This window comes from Kitasatospora sp. NPDC001540, assembly GCF_042894345.1.
In the GTDB taxonomy this organism is placed as follows: domain Bacteria; phylum Actinomycetota; class Actinomycetes; order Streptomycetales; family Streptomycetaceae; genus Kitasatospora; species Kitasatospora phosalacinea_C.
Map to the genome: position 1 here is coordinate 96,428 of NZ_JBIAVO010000005.1, position 20,774 is coordinate 117,201.

Annotated in this window: 17 protein-coding genes; 12 read left to right on the top strand and 5 right to left on the bottom strand. The window is 73.3% G+C overall.

Going from position 1 to position 20,774, the window contains the following annotated elements:
• Window positions 1-16: 16 nt before the first annotated feature.
• The 9 genes from ACFY00_RS08890 (at window position 17) to ACFY00_RS08930 (ending at window position 11,452) form a co-directional block, all read left to right on the top strand.
• Window positions 17-1,792: a 3-hydroxyacyl-CoA dehydrogenase family protein gene (locus ACFY00_RS08890; RefSeq protein ID WP_388028806.1), complete on the top strand. Its 1,776-nt coding sequence runs from the start codon at window positions 17-19 to the stop codon at window positions 1,790-1,792.
• Between the two features lie 194 nt (window positions 1,793-1,986).
• Window positions 1,987-2,889, top strand: a complete 903-nt coding sequence (locus ACFY00_RS08895) for a TetR family transcriptional regulator (protein WP_388028808.1) — start codon at window positions 1,987-1,989, stop codon at window positions 2,887-2,889.
• Window positions 2,890-3,267: 378 nt separating this feature from the next.
• A complete protein-coding gene (gene ccrA / locus ACFY00_RS08900; protein ID WP_388028811.1) occupies window positions 3,268-4,605 on the top strand; it encodes a crotonyl-CoA carboxylase/reductase in 1,338 nt (445 codons plus the stop codon).
• A complete protein-coding gene (locus ACFY00_RS08905; RefSeq protein ID WP_388028813.1) occupies window positions 4,605-6,629 on the top strand; it encodes a protein meaA in 2,025 nt (674 codons plus the stop codon). Before ccrA ends, ACFY00_RS08905 begins: the two co-directional genes overlap by 1 nt.
• A gap of 20 nt (window positions 6,630-6,649) precedes the next feature.
• Window positions 6,650-7,627, top strand: coding sequence for an HpcH/HpaI aldolase/citrate lyase family protein (locus ACFY00_RS08910; RefSeq protein ID WP_388028815.1), 978 nt, complete (start codon window positions 6,650-6,652; stop codon window positions 7,625-7,627).
• A gap of 4 nt (window positions 7,628-7,631) precedes the next feature.
• Window positions 7,632-8,129, top strand: coding sequence for a MaoC family dehydratase (locus ACFY00_RS08915; protein WP_033220377.1), 498 nt, complete (start codon window positions 7,632-7,634; stop codon window positions 8,127-8,129).
• A gap of 144 nt (window positions 8,130-8,273) precedes the next feature.
• Entirely contained in the window at window positions 8,274-9,476 is a 1,203-nt protein-coding gene (locus ACFY00_RS08920) for an acyl-CoA dehydrogenase family protein (protein ID WP_388028818.1), read from the top strand.
• Window positions 9,477-9,906: 430 nt separating this feature from the next.
• The gene (locus ACFY00_RS08925; protein WP_388028820.1) at window positions 9,907-10,584 is read left to right on the top strand and encodes a phosphatidylserine decarboxylase; all 678 of its coding nucleotides are present in this window, start codon (window positions 9,907-9,909) and stop codon (window positions 10,582-10,584) included.
• A gap of 13 nt (window positions 10,585-10,597) precedes the next feature.
• Window positions 10,598-11,452 carry a phosphatidylcholine/phosphatidylserine synthase gene (locus ACFY00_RS08930; protein ID WP_285735273.1) on the top strand — a complete coding sequence of 285 codons (855 nt, stop codon included), beginning with the start codon at window positions 10,598-10,600 and terminating at the stop codon, window positions 11,450-11,452.
• 79 nt (window positions 11,453-11,531) lie between these two features.
• Here the strand turns inward: ACFY00_RS08930 and ACFY00_RS08935 are convergent, their stop codons facing one another.
• Window positions 11,532-12,869, bottom strand: a complete 1,338-nt coding sequence (locus ACFY00_RS08935; protein ID WP_388028823.1) for a hypothetical protein — start codon at window positions 12,867-12,869, stop codon at window positions 11,532-11,534.
• Window positions 12,870-13,252: 383 nt separating this feature from the next.
• Window positions 13,253-14,374 (bottom strand): alpha/beta hydrolase family protein, encoded by a 1,122-nt coding sequence (locus tag ACFY00_RS08940; RefSeq protein ID WP_388028826.1) that lies wholly within the window; start codon window positions 14,372-14,374, stop codon window positions 13,253-13,255.
• A gap of 168 nt (window positions 14,375-14,542) precedes the next feature.
• Here ACFY00_RS08940 and ACFY00_RS08945 point away from each other — a divergent pair, with 168 nt between their 5' ends.
• The gene (locus ACFY00_RS08945; RefSeq protein ID WP_388028829.1) at window positions 14,543-15,553 is read left to right on the top strand and encodes an SDR family oxidoreductase; all 1,011 of its coding nucleotides are present in this window, start codon (window positions 14,543-14,545) and stop codon (window positions 15,551-15,553) included.
• Between the two features lie 58 nt (window positions 15,554-15,611).
• Window positions 15,612-15,983, top strand: a complete 372-nt coding sequence (locus ACFY00_RS08950; RefSeq protein WP_388028831.1) for a low affinity iron permease family protein — start codon at window positions 15,612-15,614, stop codon at window positions 15,981-15,983.
• 60 nt (window positions 15,984-16,043) lie between these two features.
• On the opposite strand, the gene ACFY00_RS08955 is transcribed toward ACFY00_RS08950, so the two are convergent.
• Complete coding sequence (locus tag ACFY00_RS08955) at window positions 16,044-17,693, bottom strand: alpha-amylase family protein (RefSeq protein WP_388028833.1); 1,650 nt, start codon at window positions 17,691-17,693, stop codon at window positions 16,044-16,046.
• Window positions 17,690-19,471 carry an alpha-glucosidase gene (locus tag ACFY00_RS08960; protein WP_388028835.1) on the bottom strand — a complete coding sequence of 594 codons (1,782 nt, stop codon included), beginning with the start codon at window positions 19,469-19,471 and terminating at the stop codon, window positions 17,690-17,692. The genes ACFY00_RS08955 and ACFY00_RS08960 overlap by 4 nt, the downstream gene beginning before the upstream one ends.
• Window positions 19,472-19,685: 214 nt before the next feature.
• Here ACFY00_RS08960 and ACFY00_RS08965 point away from each other — a divergent pair, with 214 nt between their 5' ends.
• Entirely contained in the window at window positions 19,686-20,024 is a 339-nt protein-coding gene (locus ACFY00_RS08965; RefSeq protein WP_388028837.1) for a hypothetical protein, read from the top strand.
• Here the strand turns inward: ACFY00_RS08965 and ACFY00_RS08970 are convergent.
• Window positions 20,011-20,730 carry an XRE family transcriptional regulator gene (locus ACFY00_RS08970; protein WP_388028839.1) on the bottom strand — a complete coding sequence of 240 codons (720 nt, stop codon included), beginning with the start codon at window positions 20,728-20,730 and terminating at the stop codon, window positions 20,011-20,013. The two genes, ACFY00_RS08965 and ACFY00_RS08970, sit on opposite strands and share 14 nt — an antisense overlap.
• Window positions 20,731-20,774 lie beyond the last annotated feature (44 nt).

Consider the following 20,774-nt stretch of genomic DNA (forward strand, 5'->3'; position numbering starts at 1 on the left):
ACAAGGAGTCTGGACTATGGAGCGTCCCTTCCCCACCGTTGCCGTGGTCGGCCTGGGCACCATGGGTGCCGGGGTGGCCGTGGCCCTCGCGCGCAGCGGGCGTCGGGTGATCGGCGTGGAGGCCGGTCCGACGCAGGCGCTGCGGGCGCTGGACCGGATCGAGGCGTCGACCGCGCGGGCGGTGGAGCGCGGGCGGCTGGAGGCCGAGGAGCGGGCGGCGCTGCTGGCGCTGATCGAGGTCGGCGACGACCTGACCGCGGCGGCGCGGGCCGACCTGGTGGTCGAGGAGGTCCCGGAGGACCTGGAGCTGAAGCGTTCGCTCTTCGCCGAGCTGGACCGGATCTGCCCGCCGGAGACGGTGCTGGCGACCGGGACGACGGCGCTGAGCGTGACCCGGATCGCGGCGGCCACCTCCCGGCCGGAGCGGGTGCTGGGCGTGCACTTCTTCAACCCGGTGCACACGATGCGCCTGGTGGAGGTGGTCCGCACGGTGCTGACGGACCCCCAGGTGGCCGAGGGGGTCGCCGAGTTGGCGCGCGACCTGGGCAAGGAGCCGGTGGCGGCGGGCGACCGGGCGGGGTTCATCGCCAACGGCCTGCTGTTCGCGTACCTGAACCAGGCGGCGGCGATGTTCGAGTCCCGGTACGCGACCCGGGAGGACATCGACGCGGCGATGCGGCTGGGCTGCGGCCTGCCGATGGGCCCGCTGGCGCTGCTGGACCTGATCGGGATCGACACCGCCCGCACGGTGCTGGAGGCGATGTACGCGCAGTCCAAGGACCGGCTGCACGCCCCGGCGCCGATCCTGGGGCAGCTGGTCGCGGCGGGCCTGCTGGGCCGCAAGTCGGGCCGCGGCTTCTACGCGTACGAGGCGCCGGGCTCCTCGAAGGTGGTGCCGGAGGCGCGGGCGGACGCGCGGCCGCGGGCGGCCGGGCGCGAGGTGCGCAGCATCGGCGTGTGCGGCAGCGGGACGATGGCGACCGGCATCGTGGAGGTGTTCGCGAAGGCGGGCTTCCCGGTGCTGCTGGCGGCCCGCAGCCAGGAGAAGGCGGAGCGGGCGAAGGCGCAGCTGGCCCGGTCGCTGGAGCGCTCGGTGGCCAGGGGCCGCCTGTCGGAGCAGGCCAGGGACGCGGCGCTGGCCCTGGTGACGCCGACCGGCTCGTACCGGGACCTGGCGGAGGTCGACCTGGTGGTGGAGGCGGTGGCGGAGGACCTGGCGGTCAAGCGCGAGCTGTTCGCCGCCCTGGACGAGCTGGTCAAGCCGGGCGCGGTGCTGGCCACCACCACCTCCTCGCTGCCGGTGATCTCCTGCGCGACGGCGACCTCCCGGCCGCGGGACGTGGTGGGGATGCACTTCTTCAACCCGGCGCCCGCGATGAAGCTGGTGGAGGTGGTCTCCACGGTGCTGACCGCCGAGGACGTCACGGCCACCGTGCTGGAGCTGTGCGCGAAGGTGCGCAAGCACCCGGTGGAGTGCGGCGACCGGGCCGGTTTCATCGTGAACGCGCTGCTGTTCCCGTACCTGAACGACGCGGTGCGGATGCTGCAGGAGCACTACGCGACGGTGGACGACATCGACACCGCGATGAAGCTGGGCTGCGGCTACCCGATGGGGCCGTTCGAGCTGCTGGACGTGGTGGGGCTGGACGTGTCGCTGACCATCGAGCAGGTGCTGCACCAGGAGTTCCGGGAGCCGGGGCTGGCGGCGGCGCCGCTGCTGGAGCACCTGGTCGCGGCGGGGTGCCTGGGGCGCAAGACGGGGCGTGGTTTCCGTGACCACGCACGGCGATGACCGGCCGTCCGGTGCCCGCTCCGGGGGCCCGTCCGTCGCCCCTCGGCGGGGTCAACCCGCCTGCGGCGCAGCCCCCTTGGGGCGCGGGCGCGGTCTCCGCGCGGTGGCCGCGGCCCGCCGTGGCGCCGCCGGTGGCGCCGGTGCGGCGGGGCAGGCCGGCCGGTGGCGCACCGGGTGCGTGTAGCGTTCCGGGCATGGATCGCCAGACCTCGCCTCCCCCGCCGCAGCCGCCGGCCGCCGGGCCCGACCAGTCGCGCGCGGGTACGGAGTCCGGGCCGGGCAGCCGCCGGGCCGCCGCCCAGCGCCTGCAGATGCGCCAGGACCTGACCGCCGCGGCGATGGAGCTGTTCGCCACCCAGGGGTACGAGGAGACGACGGTCGATCAGATCGCGGCCGCGGCCGGGGTGGCCCGGCGGACCTTCTTCCGGTACTTCCGGTCGAAGGAGGAGGCGATCTTCCCGGACCACGACGACACCCTGGTGCGGGTGGCGGACCTGCTGGCCAGCGCCGACGCCGAGGAGCACCCGCTGGACGTGGTGTGCCGCGGCATCAAGGAGGTGCTGCGGATGTACGCCTCCACGCCGGAGATGTCGGTGGCCCGCTACCAGCTGATCCGGCAGGTCCCGGCGCTGCGCGAGCGGGAGATCGCGGTGGTCTCCCGGTACGAGCGGCTGTTCACCCGCTACCTGCTGGGCCGGTTCGACGCGGCCGAGCAGACGCCGCCGGGCTGGCAGCGCGGCGGGGACGACGACTCGATGCTGGCGGAGGTGTCGGCGGCGGCGGTGGTCGCGGCGCACAACCACGTGCTGCGGCGCTGGCTGCGGGCGGGCGGGCACGGCGACGTGGAGGCGCAGCTCGACCACTCCTTCGGGGTGATCCGGGGGACGTTCTGGCCGACCCCGCCGAGCGGGGCGCGCCGCCGCGGCGCCGCCCTGGCACCCGGTGCCAGTGGTGAGGGTGGGGAGGCCGAGGCGGTGAGCGCACTGAGTGCCAGTCCGGGCGGTGAGGTCCTGATCACAGTCGCCCGGACGGACGCACCGCTGGAGGCGGTGGTGGATTCCATCCGCGCCGCCCTGAGCGGGCGAACTTCCGCGTAATCCAGGCGATTTTCGCAGATCATCGGCGGTTTCGAAGGCCCGCCCCCCTCTCCGGGGGGCGGGCCTTCGGCCACTCCGGGCCCGGTCGGCACGGCGTGTCCTTGCTCACGCCAGAACTTGGCACCGCGTGTCTTTACGAGTGGCACAGGGTGCCACTACCTTGTTCCCACCGGCTGCGGCGCCGCGGCTCCCCACCTCGGCGCGCCGTCTTCCGGCGTCCCCTACCGAGGGGGCGAGAACCAGCAGCACCCACGCGACCCACCCACCCGTCGCACCAGCCAAGCACCACCCTCAGACCCTCAACGCGAAGCCGGTGTCCGCTCCCGGCTCCCCCAGACGCCCTGTGTCCCTCGCACAGGTACGCCTTCGGAGGCAGCCATGCAGGAAATTCTCGACGCGATCCTCAGCGGCGACGCCACGTCCGCCGACTACGCCGCCCTGGCGCTGCCCGAGTCCTACCGGGCGGTGACGCTCCACAAGGACGAGGAGCAGATGTTCGCCGGCCTGGCCAGCCGGGACAAGGACCCGCGCAAGTCGCTCCACCTGGACGACGTGCCGCTGCCCGAACTCGGCCCGGGCGAGGCCCTGGTGGCCGTGATGGCCAGCTCGGTCAACTACAACACCGTGTGGAGCTCGATCTTCGAGCCGGTGTCCACCTTCGGCTTCCTGGAGCGCTACGGCCGCCTCTCGCCGCTGACCGCGCGCCACGACCTGCCGTACCACGTGCTCGGCTCCGACCTGGCGGGCGTGGTGCTGCGCACCGGCGCCGGGGTCAACGCCTGGAAGCCCGGCGACGAGGTCGTCGCGCACTGCCTGTCGGTCGAGCTGGAGTCCCCCGACGGCCACAACGACACGATGATGGACCCGGAGCAGCGGATCTGGGGCTTCGAGACCAACTTCGGCGGCCTGGCCCAGATCGCCCTGGTGAAGACCAACCAGCTGCTGCCCAAGCCCAAGCACCTGACCTGGGAGGAGGCCGCCTCCCCGGGCCTGGTCAACTCCACCGCCTACCGGCAGCTGGTCTCGCGCAACGGCGCGGGCATGAAGCAGGGCGACAACGTGCTGATCTGGGGCGCCAGCGGCGGCCTCGGCTCGTACGCCACCCAGTACGCGCTGGCCGGCGGCGCCACCCCGATCTGCGTGGTCTCCAGCCCGCAGAAGGCGGAGATCTGCCGGGCGATGGGCGCCGAGGCGATCATCGACCGCTCCGCCGAGGGCTACAGGTTCTGGAAGGACGAGCAGAACCAGGACCCGCGCGAGTGGAAGCGCCTGGGCTCGAAGATCCGCGAGTTCACCGGCGGCGAGGACGTGGACATCGTCTTCGAGCACCCGGGCCGGGAGACCTTCGGCGCCTCGGTGTACGTCACCCGCAAGGGCGGCACCATCGTGACCTGCGCCTCCACCTCCGGCTACATGCACCAGTACGACAACCGCTACCTGTGGATGTCGCTCAAGCGGATCGTCGGCTCGCACTTCGCCAACTACCGCGAGGCCTTCGAGGCCAACCGCCTGGTCGCCAAGGGCAAGATCCACCCGACCCTGTCCAAGGTCTACTCCCTGGAGGAGACCGGCCAGGCCGCCCTGGACGTGCACCACAACAAGCACCAGGGCAAGGTCGGCGTGCTGTGCCTGGCCCCGCAGGAGGGCCTGGGCGTGCGCGACCACGAGCTGCGGGCGAAGCACCTCACCAAGATCAACGCCTTCAGGAACGTCTGATGGCCGCTCAGGAACGTGACCGACCCTGGCTGATGCGCACCTACGCCGGGCACTCCACCGCGAGCGACTCCAACGCGCTGTACCGGCGCAACCTCGCCAAGGGGCAGACCGGCCTGTCGGTGGCCTTCGACCTGCCGACCCAGACCGGCTACGACTCCGACCACGTCCTCGCCCGCGGCGAGGTCGGCCGGGTCGGCGTGCCGGTCGGGCACCTGGGCGACATGCGGACCCTGTTCGACGGGATCCCGCTGGAGCGCACCAACACCTCGATGACCATCAACGCCACCGCCATGTGGCTGCTGGCGCTGTACCAGGTGGTCGCCGAGGAGCAGGGCGCGGACGTCGCCGAGCTGACCGGCACCACCCAGAACGACATCGTCAAGGAGTACCTGTCGCGCGGGACGCACGTCTTCCCGCCCGGCCCGTCGGTGCGGCTGATCACCGACATGATCGCCTACACGGTGGCGCACCTGCCGAAGTGGAACCCGATCAACATCTGCAGCTACCACCTGCAGGAGGCCGGGGCGACGCCCGTCCAGGAGATCGCGTACGCGATGTGCACCGCGATCGCCGTCCTCGACGCCGTCCGCGACTCCGGGCAGGTCCCGGCCGAGCGGATGGGCGAGGTGGTCGGCCGGATCTCCTTCTTCGTGAACGCGGGCGTCCGCTTCGTCGAGGAGATGTGCAAGATGCGGGCCTTCAACCGGCTGTGGGAGAAGGTCACCCGGGAGCGCTACGGCGTCCGGGACGCCAAGCAGCGCCGGTTCCGCTACGGCGTGCAGGTCAACTCGCTGGGCCTGACCGAGGCGCAGCCGGAGAACAACGTCCAGCGGATCGTGCTGGAGATGCTGGCCGTCACGCTCTCCAAGGACGCCCGCGCCCGCGCCGTCCAACTCCCGGCCTGGAACGAGGCGTTGGGCCTGCCGCGGCCGTGGGACCAGCAGTGGTCGCTGCGCATCCAGCAGGTGCTGGCGTACGAGTCGGACCTGCTGGAGTACGGCGACCTGTTCAACGGCTCGCACGTGGTCGAGGCGAAGACCGCCGAGCTGCTGGCGGGCGCCGAGGCGGAGATCGCCAAGGTGCTGGAGATGGGCGGGGTGATCCCGGCCGTCGAGTCCGGCTACCTGAAGTCCAACCTGGTGGCCTCGCACGCCGAGCGGCGGGCGCGGATCGAGGCGGGCGAGGACAAGGTCGTCGGCGTCAACTGCTTCGACAGCACCGAGGAGAGCCCGCTCACCGCGGACCTGGACACCGCCATCATGGTGGTCGACCCGGCGTCCGAGCGCTCCGTGCTGGCCAACCTGGAGGCCTGGCGGGCCGGGCGCGACGAGGCCGCCGTGCGGGCCGCGCTGGCCCGGCTGAAGGAGGTGGCGGCCACCGAGGAGAACCTGATGGAGGCCACCCTGGCCTGCGCCCGGGCCGGTGCCACCACCGGCGAGTGGTCGTTCGCGCTGCGCGAGGTGTTCGGCGAGTACCGGGCGCCCACCGGCGTCGGCGGCGCCCCGGTCGCGGTCGCGGCCGAGCCGGGCGGCGAGCTGGCCGCGGTGCGGGAGGCGGTGGCCGCCACCGCGGCCGAGCTCGGCACCGGCAAGCTGCGCCTGCTGGTCGGCAAGCCCGGCCTGGACGGGCACTCCAACGGCGCCGAGCAGATCGCCGTCCGGGCCCGCGACGCCGGGTTCGAAGTGGTCTACCAGGGCATCCGCCTGACGCCCGAGCAGATCGTCTCGGCGGCCGTCGCCGAGGACGTGCACTGCGTGGGCCTGTCCATCCTCTCCGGGGCGCACCCGGAGCTTGTGCCCGACGTCATACAGCGGTTGGGCCGGGCCGGGGTGGAGGATGTGCCGGTGATCGTGGGCGGAATCATCCCGGCAGCCGACGCGGAGGTCCTGCGGGCCGCCGGCGTGGCCGCCGTGTTCACGCCCAAGGACTTCGGCATCACCACCATCATCGGCCGGATCGTGGACGAGATCCGGCTGGCCAACAGGCTCCAGCCGTGGGCCGCGACCACCGCCGCGACCAGCTGACCCCGGAAGGAACACCCTCAATGACCGTCAACCGCCTCCGTCCGCGCCGTTCCTGCCTGGCCGTGCCGGGCAGCAACCCGCGCTTCCTGGAGAAGGCCCAGGGCCTGCCCGCCGACCAGGTCTTCCTCGACCTGGAGGACGCCTGCGCCCCGCTGGTCAAGGAGAGCGCCCGCCACCACATCGTGGACGCCCTCAACAACGGCGACTGGGGCGGCAAGACCCGGGTCGTCCGGGTCAACGACTGGACCACGCACTGGACCTACCGCGACGTGATCACCGTGGTCGAGGGCGCCGGGCAGAACCTGGACTGCATCATGCTGCCCAAGGTCCAGGACGCCGAGCAGGTGGTCGCGCTCGACCTGCTGCTCACCCAGATCGAGAAGACGGTCGGCCTGGAGGTCGGCAAGATCGGCATCGAGGCGCAGATCGAGAACGCCAGGGGCCTGGTCAACGTCGACGCGATCGCCGCCGCCTCGCCCCGGCTGGAGACGATCATCTTCGGCCCGGCCGACTTCATGGCCTCCATCAACATGAAGTCCCTGGTGGTCGGCGAGCAGCCGCCCGGCTACGGCGCCGACGCCTACCACTACATCCTGATGCGCATCCTGATGGCCGCCCGCGCCAACGACCTGCAGGCCATCGACGGCCCCTACCTGCAGATCCGCAACCAGGAGGGCTACCGCGAGGTGGCCCGCCGCTCGGCCGCGCTCGGCTTCGACGGCAAGTGGGTGCTGCACCCGGACCAGGTCGCCGCCGCGAACGAGATCTACTCGCCCTCGCAGGAGGACTACGACCACGCCGAGCTGATCCTCGACGCGTACGACTGGTGCACCTCGGAGGCCGGCGGCGCCAAGGGCTCGGCGATGCTCGGCGACGAGATGATCGACGAGGCCAGCCGCAAGATGGCCCTGGTCATCGCGGGCAAGGGCCGGGCCGCGGGCCTGGAGCGCACCACCAAGTTCGAACAGCCCGTTTCCGACAAGACGGCGGAGGCGTGACGCGATGCAGTTCGGACGCACTTACGAGGAGTTCGAGGTCGGCGCGGTCTACAAGCACTGGCCCGGGAAGACCGTCACCGAGTACGACGACCACCTGTTCTGCCTGCTCACCATGAACCACCACCCGCTGCACCTGGACGCCAACTACGCGACCACCACCGTGCAGGGCAAGAACGTCGTGGTCGGCAACTACGTCTACTCGCTGCTGCTCGGCATGTCCGTCCCGGACGTCTCCGGCAAGGCCATCGCCAACCTGGAGATCGAGTCGCTGCGGCACGTCGCGCCGACCTTCCACGGCGACACGCTGTACGGCGAGACCACGGTCCTGGACAAGCACATGACATCGAAGCCGGATCGCGGCATCGTGTACGTCGAGACCAAGGGCTACAAGCAGGACGGCACCGTCGTCTGCACCTTCCGCCGCAAGGTGATGGTGCCGACCGAGACGTACGTGAAGGAGCGCGGCGGCGAGCAGCCCGGCCGCCCCGAGCCGCTCGCCTGACCGCCCCACCGAGCCCCGGACGGGCCGGGCGGCCGTCATCCGCCCCGGCTCCTACCCGGTTCCCGGGGGCTCCGCGGCAGCCACGCGCCGCGGAGCCCCCCAACCCCTCACCCTCACCTTCACGAGCATTCACGGAGCCGCACGATGGGACGCCTCGCACAGACCGACGGCCTCACCGAGATCCAGCGGGACATCCTCGCCACCGTGCGGGAGTTCGTCGACAAGGAGATCATCCCGGTCGCCACCGAACTGGAGCACCGGGACGAGTACCCGACCGCCATCGTCGAGGGCATGAAGCAGCTCGGCCTGTTCGGGCTGACCATCCCCGAGGAGTACGGCGGCCTCGGCGAGTCGCTGCTGACCTACGCCCTGGTGGTGGAGGAGATCGCCCGCGGCTGGATGTCGGTCTCCGGCATCGTCAACACCCACTTCATCGTGGCGCACATGATCGCCGCGCACGGCACCCAGGAGCAGAAGGACCACTTCCTGCCCAGGATGGCGGCCGGCGAGCTGCGCGGTGCCTTCTCGATGTCCGAGCCGGGCCTGGGCTCCGACGTCTCCGCGATCTCCACCAAGGGCGTCAGGGACGGCGAGTTCTACGTCCTGAACGGCCAGAAGATGTGGCTGACCAACGGCGGCACCTCCAGCGTCGTCGCGGTGCTGTGCAAGACCGACGAGGGCGGCAGCACCCCGTACAAGAACATGACCACCTTCCTGATCGAGAAGACCCCCGGCTTCGGGCCGAACGAGACGGTGCCCGGCCTGACCGTCCCCGGCAAGATCGAGAAGATGGGGTACAAGGGCGTCGACACCACCGAGTTGGTGCTGCAGGACGTCCGGATCCCGGCCGACCGGATCCTCGGCGGCGTCCCGGGCCGGGGCTTCTACCAGATGATGGACGGCGTCGAGGTCGGCCGGGTCAACGTGGCCGCGCGCGGCTGCGGGGTGGCCCGGCGGGCGTTCGAGCTGGGCATCGCGTACGCCCAGCAGCGGGTCACCTTCGGGAAGAAGATCTCCGAGCACCAGGCGATCCAGTTCAAGCTGGCCGAGATGGCCACCAAGGTCGAGGCCGCGCACCAGATGATGGTGATGGCCGCCCGCAAGAAGGACAGCGGGCAGCGCAACGACCTGGAGGCCGGGATGGCCAAGTACCTGGCCTCCGAGTACTGCAAGGAGGTCGTCGAGGACTCCTTCCGGATCCACGGCGGCTACGGCTTCTCCAAGGAGTACGAGATCGAGCGGCTGTACCGGGAGGCCCCGATGCTGCTGATCGGTGAAGGTACGGCGGAGATCCAGAAGATGATCGTGGGACGCCGGCTCCTGGAGGAGTACCGGCTCGCCGACTGAACTACCCCTCCCGGCGCGGACGGTGGGCGTGCGGCCCGCCCTCCGCGCCGCGCCGCACCCGCCCCGGCCCGGTCAGCCGATTCACCGGCGGGAACGGCGCCCGAGGCGGTTGACCGGCGCGTTTCCCCAGCTACGCGCCGGTCGACCGCCTCCGCGCACCGCGTGTCACTCCGCCGTCACTGAGACGTGAATCACCCGTGACCCGCGACCTCTTGGGGAACCGCGCCCTCTCCGGTTACGGTCGTATGCATAGCAGGTGCTCGACTCCGCAGGCAGGCGTAGTCCGGCTAGCAGGCGGCTTGCCCAGATACGGGCAGGTCCCGATAGCATCCACCCGGACAGCAGCCGTCCACACAACTCGATCCCCGCGGTGGCCCCCGTCCAGGGGCCATTCAGTGTCTCCGCGCGGGGCCGCGACTAAAGGTCCTCGATGCCCATCAGCCCGTCCCCTCACACCTCCTCCCAGGGTCCCGGACCCGAGGGTCGCCGTCCCCGCGTGACCATCGCGCGCGGCGCCACCCCCTGGTTCGTCCCCACGCTGGCCACCGCCGCCGTGACGACCGCCCTCACCCGGCGTTCCGGCAAGTGGGCCCTGGCGGCCGTGCCCGCCTGCGCCCTGAGCGCTGGCATGCTGTGGTTCTTCCGCGACCCCGAGCGCGAGGTCGGCGCCGGCCGCGTCATCTCCCCGGCGGACGGCGTGGTGCAGTCCATCGACGAGTGGCCGGACGGCCGCACCCGGGTCGCGATCTTCATGAGCCCGCTCAACGTCCACGTCAACCGCGCGCCGCTGGCCGGCACCGTGACGTCCGTCGAGCACATCGCCGGTGGGTTCGTCCCGGCGTTCAACAAGGACAGCGACCGCAACGAGCGCGTCGTGTGGCACTTCGACACCGAACTCGGCGACATCGAGATGGTGCAGATCGCGGGCGCCGTGGCCCGTCGCATCGTCCCCTACATGGACGCCGGCACCAAGGTCGAGCAGGGCGAGCGGGTCGGCCTGATCCGCTTCGGCTCCCGCGTCGACACCTACCTGCCGGCGGGCGTCGAGGTCGGCGTCACGGTCGGCCAGAAGACCACCGCCGGGGTGACTCGCCTTGACCGTGACTGATCCGGAAACCCTCATGGACCTCGACGACGGCGAGGAGTCGACCGACTTCCGCCGCCGCCGCTGGGCCCGGGACCGCGAACTGCGGGCCCCCCGCTCCCCCCAGCACCTGTCCACCGCCGACTTCCTGACCCTCGGCAACGCCGTCTGCGGCTTCCTGGCGATCTACTCGATCACCACCGGGATCCTCATCCCGCACCTCAGCGACGAGTCCGGCGCGCCGGTCAAGCACAGCGCCGCCACCGCGGTGACGCTGCTGCTGATCGGCTCCATGTGCGACCTCTTCGACGGCCTGGTGGCGCGCAAGCTGCGCTCCTCCGCGCTCGGCGCCGAGCTCGACAACCTGGCCGACCTGATCAGCTTCGGCATCGCGCCGGCCTACTTCGTCGCGGTGTGGGGCCTGGTCTCCCCCGGCACCAACCAGCAGCTCTCGGCGTTCATCGCGCTGACCGTGCTGCTCGCCGTGGTGCTGCGCCTGGCCCGCTTCTCGGCGGTCAAGATGCGGCCCGGGATCTTCCAGGGCATGCCCTGCCCGATGGGCGCGATGACCGTGCTGGCCATCGTGCTGCTCGACCCGCCGTTCGTCCCCGGCCTGCTGATGATCTTCGGCGTGGCCTACCTGATGGTCAGCCGGATCGAGTACCCGAAGCCGCAGGGCCTGCTCGCCACCGCGACGCTCGCCTGGATCGTGGTCTCCATCGGCTGCCTCGCCTCCTGGGCGGCGGGCCTGCCCGGCGGCGACACCCTGATGCACATCGGTGCGGTCGCCCAGATCGCGCTGGCCGCGATGGCGCCGCTGCTGGTCATCCGCCGCAAGGTCGGCGAGAAGGTCGGCGTGGTGCGGGCGCGTCGGGCGGAGAACCGGGGCTAGTCCCGGACGCCGAACGCAACGAGGAAGCCGCCCTCCCGGAAGTTCTCCGGGAGGGCGGCTTCCTCGTTGCCGGGGACGGCTACGCGCCGCCGGTGTGGACGGAGAAGGCGCTGCGGCGGGCGGCGCGGGCGACGGCCGGGTCGGGGTGGACGGAGGCGACGGCGGTCAGGACGCTCGCGGCGCGCGGGTGGCCGGACTGGCGGGCGCGGTGGAACAGGCGGACCGGTTCGCCCGCGGAGGCGCCCTCGACGTGGCCGACCAGCAGCGCGGTCTCGCCGTGGTCGAGCACGGCGGCGGCGGTGTCGACCCACAGCCAGGCGGCGTCCTCCGCGCCGAGCACGTCGGCCGGGGAGACCCCGTCCTCGTCCAGCTGTTCGGCCAGCCAGAGCAGCGCGTAGGGGCGCAGTACGGGCTCGTCGACGGCGGCGCGCACGCCCTGCTCGGCGGTGGAGCCGGCCACCACGCGCAGCGCCTCGAAGGCGAGGCCGCGGACGAGGGCGTCCTCGCCGCGGGCGGCTTCGAGGAGTTCGACGACGGCGCGGTCGGCGGGGCGGGCCGCGACCCAGGCGCGGTACTCGGCGCGGGCCGGGCCGGGGCTGTAGTCGGCGCAGGCGCTGAGCAGTTCGACGGCGCTCTGCTCGATGTGGCCGGCGGCGGTCTGCGCGACGGTGCAGATCTCCTCCAGCTTGGCCCGGACGGCCCAGTGGCCGAGCGGGGAGAGCTCGGCGGCCTCGTCGCGGCGGGAGAGCGCGCCGACGGCGGCGAGGCCGTCCAGCATCCAGTCCAGGACGGCGGCGACGTCGGCGGGCGAGTGCGGGGTGTCGATCTGCGGCTCGCGGCAGGTGCCGCGGACGGCGGAGACGGCGAACGCGGCGTGCGGGACGGGCGACAGCGGGAAGGTGCCGGAGCCGGGGCCCAGGCGGCGCTCGTCGAGGCCGCGGCGGAGCAGTTCGAGCAGTTCGCTGTCGGCGACCGGGCCGTCCACCAGGTGCAGGAAGGACAGCAGCTGGGGGGCCTGGTCGACGGCCTGGCCGGCCAGCTGGGCGAAGACGCCGCGCAGGGCGGCGGGCGGGACGGGGGCCAGCAGCGTCCAGGCGTCGAACAGCGCGGACCAGCCGCGGATCACCGCCTCGTCGTCGTGCTCCCAGGCGTGCAGCCGCCAGCCGGGCCCGGCACCGCCGTCGCGGAGCTCGACCAGGCCGACCAGCAGGGCCTGGCCCCAGGCGTTGGCGGCGGCGCCGACGGTCATCGCGAGGGCGCGCCCGGCGGCGCGGGCGTCCTCGGGGAGGAGTTCGCCGCGCTTGTCGACCTCGGGGAGCTCACCGGCCCAGCGGGCGACGCGGACGGCGTCGGCGAGCATCCGGCGGGCCAGCGGGGCGAGCTCGGAGGGAGCCGGGAAGCCCTCCGGGACGGGCACCCGGCCGCGTCCCGGCTTCGCGGGGACCCGGCGGCGGGTGGCGGCGGCAGGGGGGGTGCCCTCCGCACGACCGACGGCCGCCGTTCCGGGCAGACGGGTCACCGTCGCACCGGTGCGGTGGGGCGGGTGCGGGGCATCACGGTCGCGCGGGTTCCGAGACGTCACGCCGTGCAGTCTTCCCCTTGTACGGGCCTTCTGTCACATCGGCTGGCGGGCTGTCTCGGCCCGTCGTGCGAACGCCTCGAACGACGGGGGGACGAGTCGCCGCGAAACGGGACGAAACACTCCGCTTTTCGGCGTGGACATGGCGGGTATGGTGGCCACTCCGAGACGGAGACGCGGTACGCGGCACTCCGGTTCCCGTCCCCGCCCGCCGGGAGGCGTCAGAGCAGCGGGGTGAGGAAGCGGCGCAGCGCCTCGGTGTACCCGGCCGGGTCGGCGTTCCACAGCGCGGCGTGCTCGGCGTGCGGCACCGGGTGCAGGCTGACCAGGTCGTCGCGGCCGTCGGCGAGACGCCGCGCGGCGCTCCACGGGGCCACCGGGTCGTCCGGGCTCTGCAGCAGCAGCGCGGGCGCGGGCAGGTCGGCGCCGGAGGCGATCCGGGCGAAGTCGGCCAGGTCGACGCCGGTGCGGCCCTGCGCGGAGAGCGCCCCCAGCTCGCCCAGCGCCGGGGAGGACCAGGCCCGGGCGGTCTCCCGGCGGACGGTCTCGGACCAGTCCAGCACCGGGGAGTCCAGCACCAGCCCGGCGATCCGGTCGCGCCAGGTGGAGCGGGCCGCGGTGTGCAGCGCGATCGTCGCGCCGACCGACCAGCCGTACAGCACGACCTGCCGGGCGCCCTGGGACAGCGCGTACCGGACGGCCACCTCGACGTCCTGCCACTCGGTCTCGCCGAAGTGGCCCAGGCCGTCGGTCGGGGCGGGCGCGCCCCGGTCGCCGCGGTAGCTGAGCGTCAGGGTGGGCAGTCGCAGCGCGTGCAGCAGCGGCAGCACCGCCAGGGCCTGTTCGCGGCCGGTGCCGGGGCCGTGCACCAGCAGGACCCAGGTGCCGCGGATGCCGGCGGTGCGCCAGGCCGGGAGGCTGCCCAGCTCGCTCGCCACGGCGACCTCCGCGTAGTCCAGGCCGAGGGCGGTGCGCGGGTCGCCCAGCAGCACCCGCGGGGTGACCCGGACCTCGGTGCCGACCGCGAGCGTCCCGCCGTCGGCGCGCTCCAGCCGCCGGGTCACCCGGCCCGCGCCCTGCTCCAGCACCTCGCCGACCACCGCGTGGCCGCCCTCGCCCCACTCCAGCGCGTACGTCCCGCGGCGGCGGGTGTCGGGCGTCGCGGTCAGCACCACCCGGCCCGGCCCGAGCGCGTGCACCTTCACCGGTGCGGGCGCCGACCGCGCCTGCACGGTGCCGGGCCGCACCACCCGGTCCGACACCTTCCGGCCCAGCAGCAGGAAAGCCGCCGTTCCGGTTCCTGCTGCGGCGGCCGCGACGGCGGCTGCGGTTCCCCAACGCATGGCGGTCTCCCGGGTGCTGGCGGTCCTTTGCTCCCAGTGCACCTGCCCGCGCGGCGGACGGCCATTCGGGGCACCACCCCGGGTGACGGCTCCCGGACCCCGCGGCAGCCGGGACGGCGGCGTTGCCGGGCCGGTTTGCGCTGCGGCGGACCGGACACACCACAGGGCATGACCGCACCCACTTCACGCGTCGTGGTGATCACCGGCGCCAGTGCAGGAATCGGGCGGGCGTGCGTCGGGGCGTTCGCCGCACGCGGGGACCGCCTCGCCCTGATCGCCCGTGGCCGCGCCGGGCTGGAGGCGGCCGCCGCCGAGGCCCGGAAGGCGGGCGCGACGGCCGTCGTGATCGAGGCGGACGTCAGCGATCCGCAGGCCGTCGAGGCCGCCGCCGAACGGGTCGAGCGCGAACTCGGCCCGATCGACGTCTGGGTGAACGACGCGTTCACCTCCGTCTTCGCGCCCTTCACCGAGATCTCGGCGGAGGAGTTCCGCCGGGTCACCGAGGTGACCTACCTCGGCTACGTGTACGCCACCAAGGCCGCGCTGAGCCGCATGCTGCCGCGCGACCGGGGGACGCTGGTGCACGTCGGCTCCGCCCTCGCCTACCGGGGCATCCCGTTCCAGAGCGCCTACAGCGGGGCCAAGCACGCCCTGCAGGGCTGGCACGAGGCGTTGCGCTGCGAGCTGCTGGCCGCCGGTTCGGGGGTGCGCACCACGATGGTGCAGATGCCGGCGGTGAACACCCCGCAGTTCGACTGGGTGCTCTCCCGGCTGCCGAAGCGCGCGCAGCCCGTCCCGCCGATCTACCAGCCCGAGGTGGCGGCCCGGGCGGTCGTCCACGCGGCGGACCACCCGGAGCGGCGCGAGTACTGGGTGGGCGGCAGCACGGTCGCCACCCTGGTCGCCAACGCGGTGGTGCCGGGGCTGCTGGACCGCTACCTCGCCCGGACCGGGCTGGACTCCCAGCAGACCGACCAGCCGCGCGGCGCCGACGATCCGGCCAACCTGTGGGAGCCCGCCGACGCCCGGGAGGACTACGGCGCGCGCGGCCGCTTCTCCGGCAACTCCACCGACCGGAGCCCGCAGCTGTGGGCCACCACCCACCGGGGCGTCGTCGCGGGAGCGCTCGCCGCCACCGCCGCCGCGGCGATCGGCACCTACCTCGGGCGCCGACGGTGAGGCCCGCGCCCCGGCGCGGGGCCGACGCCCCGGCGAACCGCCGTACGGGGAGGGCCGGATGACCGTCTTCCCGCACCCCGCCGAGCGCACCGACGACGGGCGGGGCCGGTTCGAGCGGCTCGCCGAGACCGCGTCCAACCTGAGCGGCTCGCCGGTGTTCTCGGTGTTCTGCCTGCTGCTGGTGGCGGGCTTCCTCGTGGTGCACGCGCTGGGTCTGTCGACCGAGTGGCAGATCCTCGCGGGTGACGTGATGACCGCCGTCACGCTGGTGCTGCTGGCCCTGCTGAAGAACGCGGAGCGCCGCGCGGAGCACGCGCTGCAGCGCAAGCTGGACGCCATCGCCGCCGCCCTGCTGGAGCAGCACGCGGGCGACGGCGACCAGGCGCACCGGGAGCTGCGCGCGGCGATCCGGATGGAGGAGCGGGTCTGAGCGGCGGCGGGTCGGCACCGGGCCGGCCCGCTCGAGGGCGGGCCGGCCCGGGCACCCGGGTCAGGGCTCGCCGACCCGCAGCCAGCGGTAACCGTACGGCGGCAGCTCGACGCGCGGTGCGCCCGCCGCCCGTTCGACGGCGGCCCCGGTGAGGACGTCGGTCAGCGGGCCGTCCGGCACCCCGGCGGCGGTGGCGGTGACCGGCCGGTCGGCGAAGTTGTGCAGCACCAGGACGGCGCCGTCCCCGGTGGAGCTGAGGTGGGCGAGGACGGCGGGGTCGCCCGTGTCGAGCACCTCGCAGCGGCCCCAGGCCAGTTCGGGGGCCTCGCGGTAGCCCTGGACGAAGGAGCGCATCCGGGTGAGCAGCGAGTGCGGGTCGTGGGCCTGGTCGCGCACGTTGACGCGGTCGGGGCCGAAGGCGCCCCGGGTCAGCGGCCGGGGGTAGCGGGCCGGGTCGGCCTCGGAGAAGCCCCCCGTCGGCCCCGGGGCCCACTGCATGGGGGTGCGGACGGCGAGCCGCCCGTCGGCCTCGAGGTTCTCGCCCATGCCGATCTCCTCGCCGTAGAAGAGCACCGGCGTGCCCGGCAGGGTGAACAGCAGGCTGTAGGCGAGTTCGATCCGGCGCCGGTCGCCGCCGACCATGGGGGGCAGTCGGCGGCGCAGGCCCCGACCGTACAGCTGCGTGTCGGCCTCGGGGCCGAACGCGGCGAAGACCTCGTCGCGTTCGGACTTCGAGAGCTTGTCGAGGGTGAGTTCGTCGTGGTTGCGCACGAACGTCGCCCAGTGCGCGTCGCGGGGCGGCTGCGGGCGTTCGCGCAGCGCGTCGGCGAGCGGGGCGGCCTGCTGCCGGGCCAGCGACAGGTACATCCGCTGCATGCCGATGAAGTCGAAGCACATCGTCAGCTCGTCGCCGCCCGAGGCGGGGTCGCCGAAGAACCGGAGCGTGTCGTCGTAGGGCAGGTTGACCTCGCCCAGCAGCACCGCCTCGCCGTTGCGGCGGCCGAGGAAGGAGCGCAGGTCGGCCAGGTACGCGTGCGGGTCGGGCAGGTCGTCGGCGTCCACCTGCCCGGCGGTCTCCAGCAGGAACGGCACCGCGTCGACCCGGAAGCCGGACAGGCCGAGCTGCGTCCAGAAGCCCATGATCCGGGCTATCTCGTCGCGGACCTCGGGGTTGGTGATGTTGAGGTCGGGCTGCTCCTTGTAGAAGCGGTGGAAGTAGTACTGGCCGGTGGGCTCGTGGTACTGCCACAGGCTCTGCTCGGCGTCGGGGAAGGTGACGCCCCGCGGGCCGTCCTCGGGCGGGGTGTCGCACCACACGTACCAGTCGCGCAGGCGGGCGTCTCGGCCGGAGCAGGCGTCCTGGAACCACGGGTGGTGGTCGGAGGTGTGGTTGACGACCAGGTCGGCGATGACCCGCAGTCCCCGGTCGCGGGCGGTGCGGACGAACTCGGCGAAGTCGCCGAGGGTGCCCAGGCGGGGGTCCACGGCGTAGTAGTCGGTGATGTCGTAGCCGTCGTCGCGTTCGCGGGTCGGGTGGAAGGGCATCAGCCACAGGCAGGTCACGCCGAGCCGCACCAGGTGGTCGATCCGCTGGGTGAGGCCGGGGAAGTCGCCCACGCCGTCCCCGTTGCCGTCCTGGAAGGTCTCGACGTCCACGCAGTACACCACCGCGTTCTTCCACCACAGGTCAGCGGTCTCGGTCAGTCTCATCGGGCGCTCTCTCCTTCGGTGACGGTGATGCGGTGCACGCGCGCCTCCCAGGGCGCCAGGACGGCGGGGGCGCCCGGCTCGGGCAGGTTGCCGAGGACGAGTTCGGCCGCCCGCCAGCACGGCGGCAGGTCGACCGGCACGTGCTCGCCGGTGAAGTTCCCGAGGACCAGCAGGGTGGTGCCCCGGTGGTGGCGGGTGAAGGCGTACACCCGCTCGTCCTCGGGCAGCAGCGGGGTGAAGTCGCCGTGCACGACGGCCGGTTCGCGGTGGCGCAGGGCGATCAGCCGCCGGTAGTGGTGGTAGACCGAGCCGGGGTCGCGCCGGGCGTCGGCGGCGTTGACGGTGGTGTGGTTCGGGTTGACCGCGATCCACGGGGTGCCGGTGCTGAACCCGGCGCCGGGCGTGGCGTCCCACTGCATGGGGGTGCGGGCGTTGTCCCGGCCCATGGCCCGCAGCCCGCGCAGCACCCGCTCCGGGTCCTGTCCGGCCGCGAGCGCCTGCGCGTAGTGGTTGAGCGACTCGATGTCGCGGAAGTCGTCGATCGAGGCGAACGGGGCGTTGGTCATGCCGAGTTCCTCGCCCTGGTAGACGTACGGGGTGCCGCGGTGCAGGTGCAGGACGGTGGCGAGCATGGTGGCCGAGCGGACCCGGTGGGCCGGGCCGTCGTCGCCGAACCGGGAGACGATCCGGGGCTGGTCGTGGTTGTTCCAGTACAGGCTGTTCCAGCCGGTGTCGGCCAGGCCCTGCTGCCAGCGGGCGAGCGACGCCTTCAGGTCGGTCAGGCGCAGCGGCTTCGGGTCGAACTTCCCGCCGGGTCCGTGGTCCAGACCGACGTGCTCGAACTGGAAGACCATGTCCAGCTCGGCCCGCGCCGGGTCGGTGAACAGCCGGGCCTGCTCGACCGTCACCCCCGGCATCTCCCCCACCGTCAGCAGCCGGCCCGGATGGCGGGCGAACACCTCGCGGTGCATCTCCTGGAGGTACTCGTGCACCCGCGGGCCGCAGAGGTAGGACGGCGAGCCGTCGCCGTACGGGCCGTCGCCGCGCAGTGGACCGTCCGGCAGGGCCGGGTCCTTGGAGATCAGGTTGACGACGTCCATCCGGAAGCCGTCCACGCCGCGCTCCAGCCACCAGCGCATCATCGCGTACACCGCCTGCCGCACCGCCGGCTCCTCCCAGTTGAGGTCCGGCTGCCCGGGGGCGAACAGGTGCAGGTAGTACGCGCCGGACGCCTCGTCGTACGTCCAGGCCGGGCCGGAGAAGAACGAGCCCCAGTTGTTGGGCTCGGTGCCGTGCGGCCGGGCGTCCCCCGGACCGGTGGCCTCGCGCGGGGGCCGCCACCAGTACCAGGAGCGCTTGGGGCTCGCCGGGTCGCGGGACTCCTGGAACCACGGGTGCCGGTCCGAGGTGTGGTTGACCACCAGGTCCATCACCAGCCGCATGCCGCGCGCGTGCACGGCCGCCAGCAGCCGGTCGAACGCCGCCAGGTCGCCGAAGAGCGGATCGACGTCCTGGTAGTCGCTGATGTCGTAGCCGTTGTCGGCCTGCGGCGACGGGTACACCGGCGACAGCCACAGCACGTCGACGCCCAGGTCGACGAGGTGGTCGAGGCGGGACGTGATGCCGTCCAGGTCGCCGATCCCGTCGCCGTCCGAGTCCGCGAAGCTGCGGGGGTAGACCTGGTAGACGACCGCCGACCTCCACCACGCCCCGTCCGTCCCCGCCGCGCTCCCGCGCTCCTCGCCGTCCTCGCGCTCCTCGCCGTCCTCGCGGTCCACCGGACCACCCCTTCCGTCCTCGGTCACCGTGCCCGCCTTCCCCCTGCCGCCCGATCCACCGGACCGGTTTCGGCCGGACCGCTGCGGGGGGCCGGGGGGGTGGAATGCGCGGGTGCGGCGTGGGTGGGGTGGGGGGAGCGCGTGGGCGTGGCACGTCCCGCACCGACCCGGCCGCCTCTCCTCCCGAACGGGGTTCCCGGCTGGTGTTCCGGCCGTGAGCCTCGAACAACTCCGCGGCCGGTTCTGCTGGTTGACGTCCGTCGTGGTCCGGACCGATCTGCGGCCGAGCACAGCCGTCGTCGAGCTGGGCTCGGAGGGCGGCGGTGCGACCCTGCGCTTCGAGGGCGTCCTGCACGCCACGGTGTGCGTCGCCGACCCGGACGGCGACCTCGTGGACGAAGTCCTGGTGCGGGAGCTGCCCCGGGACGGGCCCTGGCCGGAGGAGGCCCGACACCTGCTGGAGCACCACGACAACCGCCGCGCGCTGCAGTGGTTGACCCTCACGGGGCCGGGCGAGGTGGAGATCCTCGCCGAGCGGTTCAGCGAGGAGTAGCGCCCGCTCCCTCCCCGGGCCCGGCCCCGGCCCCGGCCTCGGCCTCGGCCTCGGCGAGCAACTGCCAGAAGCGGGGGGTGGGTTCGGGGCGGGGCGGGGGCGGGGTGGTGCCCCAGGAGGTGGGGGTGTGGTGTTCGGACTGGAGAGTGGCCAGGACGCGTTCGAGGGTGGCGGGGTCGACCGGGACGAGGCGGGCGACGGGGGCGAGTTGGGCCTGCCAGCGGCCCTGGACGACCTGGCGGAGGCGGGCGTCGAGGTCGGCGGTGCGGCCGGTGAGGCGGAGCAGGGTGGGCAGGTCGAGGGCGAGGACGCGGGCGAGCAGGCGGGTCTGTTCCTCGCTGCCGGTCCAGCGTCCGGTGGCTTCGGCCCGCCGGTAGGTGTCGGGGGCCAGGCCGAGCAGGCGGGCGGCCTGGTCGGGGGTGAGTTCGCGGGCGATCCGGTGGTCGCGGAGGGTGGCGGGGGCGGCGCCCATCAGCCGGGCGGGCGGGCACCAGAGGGTGCGGGCGAGGGCGATCAGCTGCTCCTCGGTGGGCGTGACCTCCCCTCGCTCCCAGCCGAGGACGTGCCCGGGCAGCAGCCGTACGCCGTGCGCGGCGAGCCCGTCCGCGACCTGGTCGACCGTCAGGCCGAGGGCGGTGCGGTGGGCGCGGGCCGCGGCCGGGGAGAACGGCACCGGCGCGGGGGCCGGCGGCTGTCTGCGTCGCATGCCTTCCGACGGTAGGGGCGGCGGCGGGGCGGGCCACAGCCGCG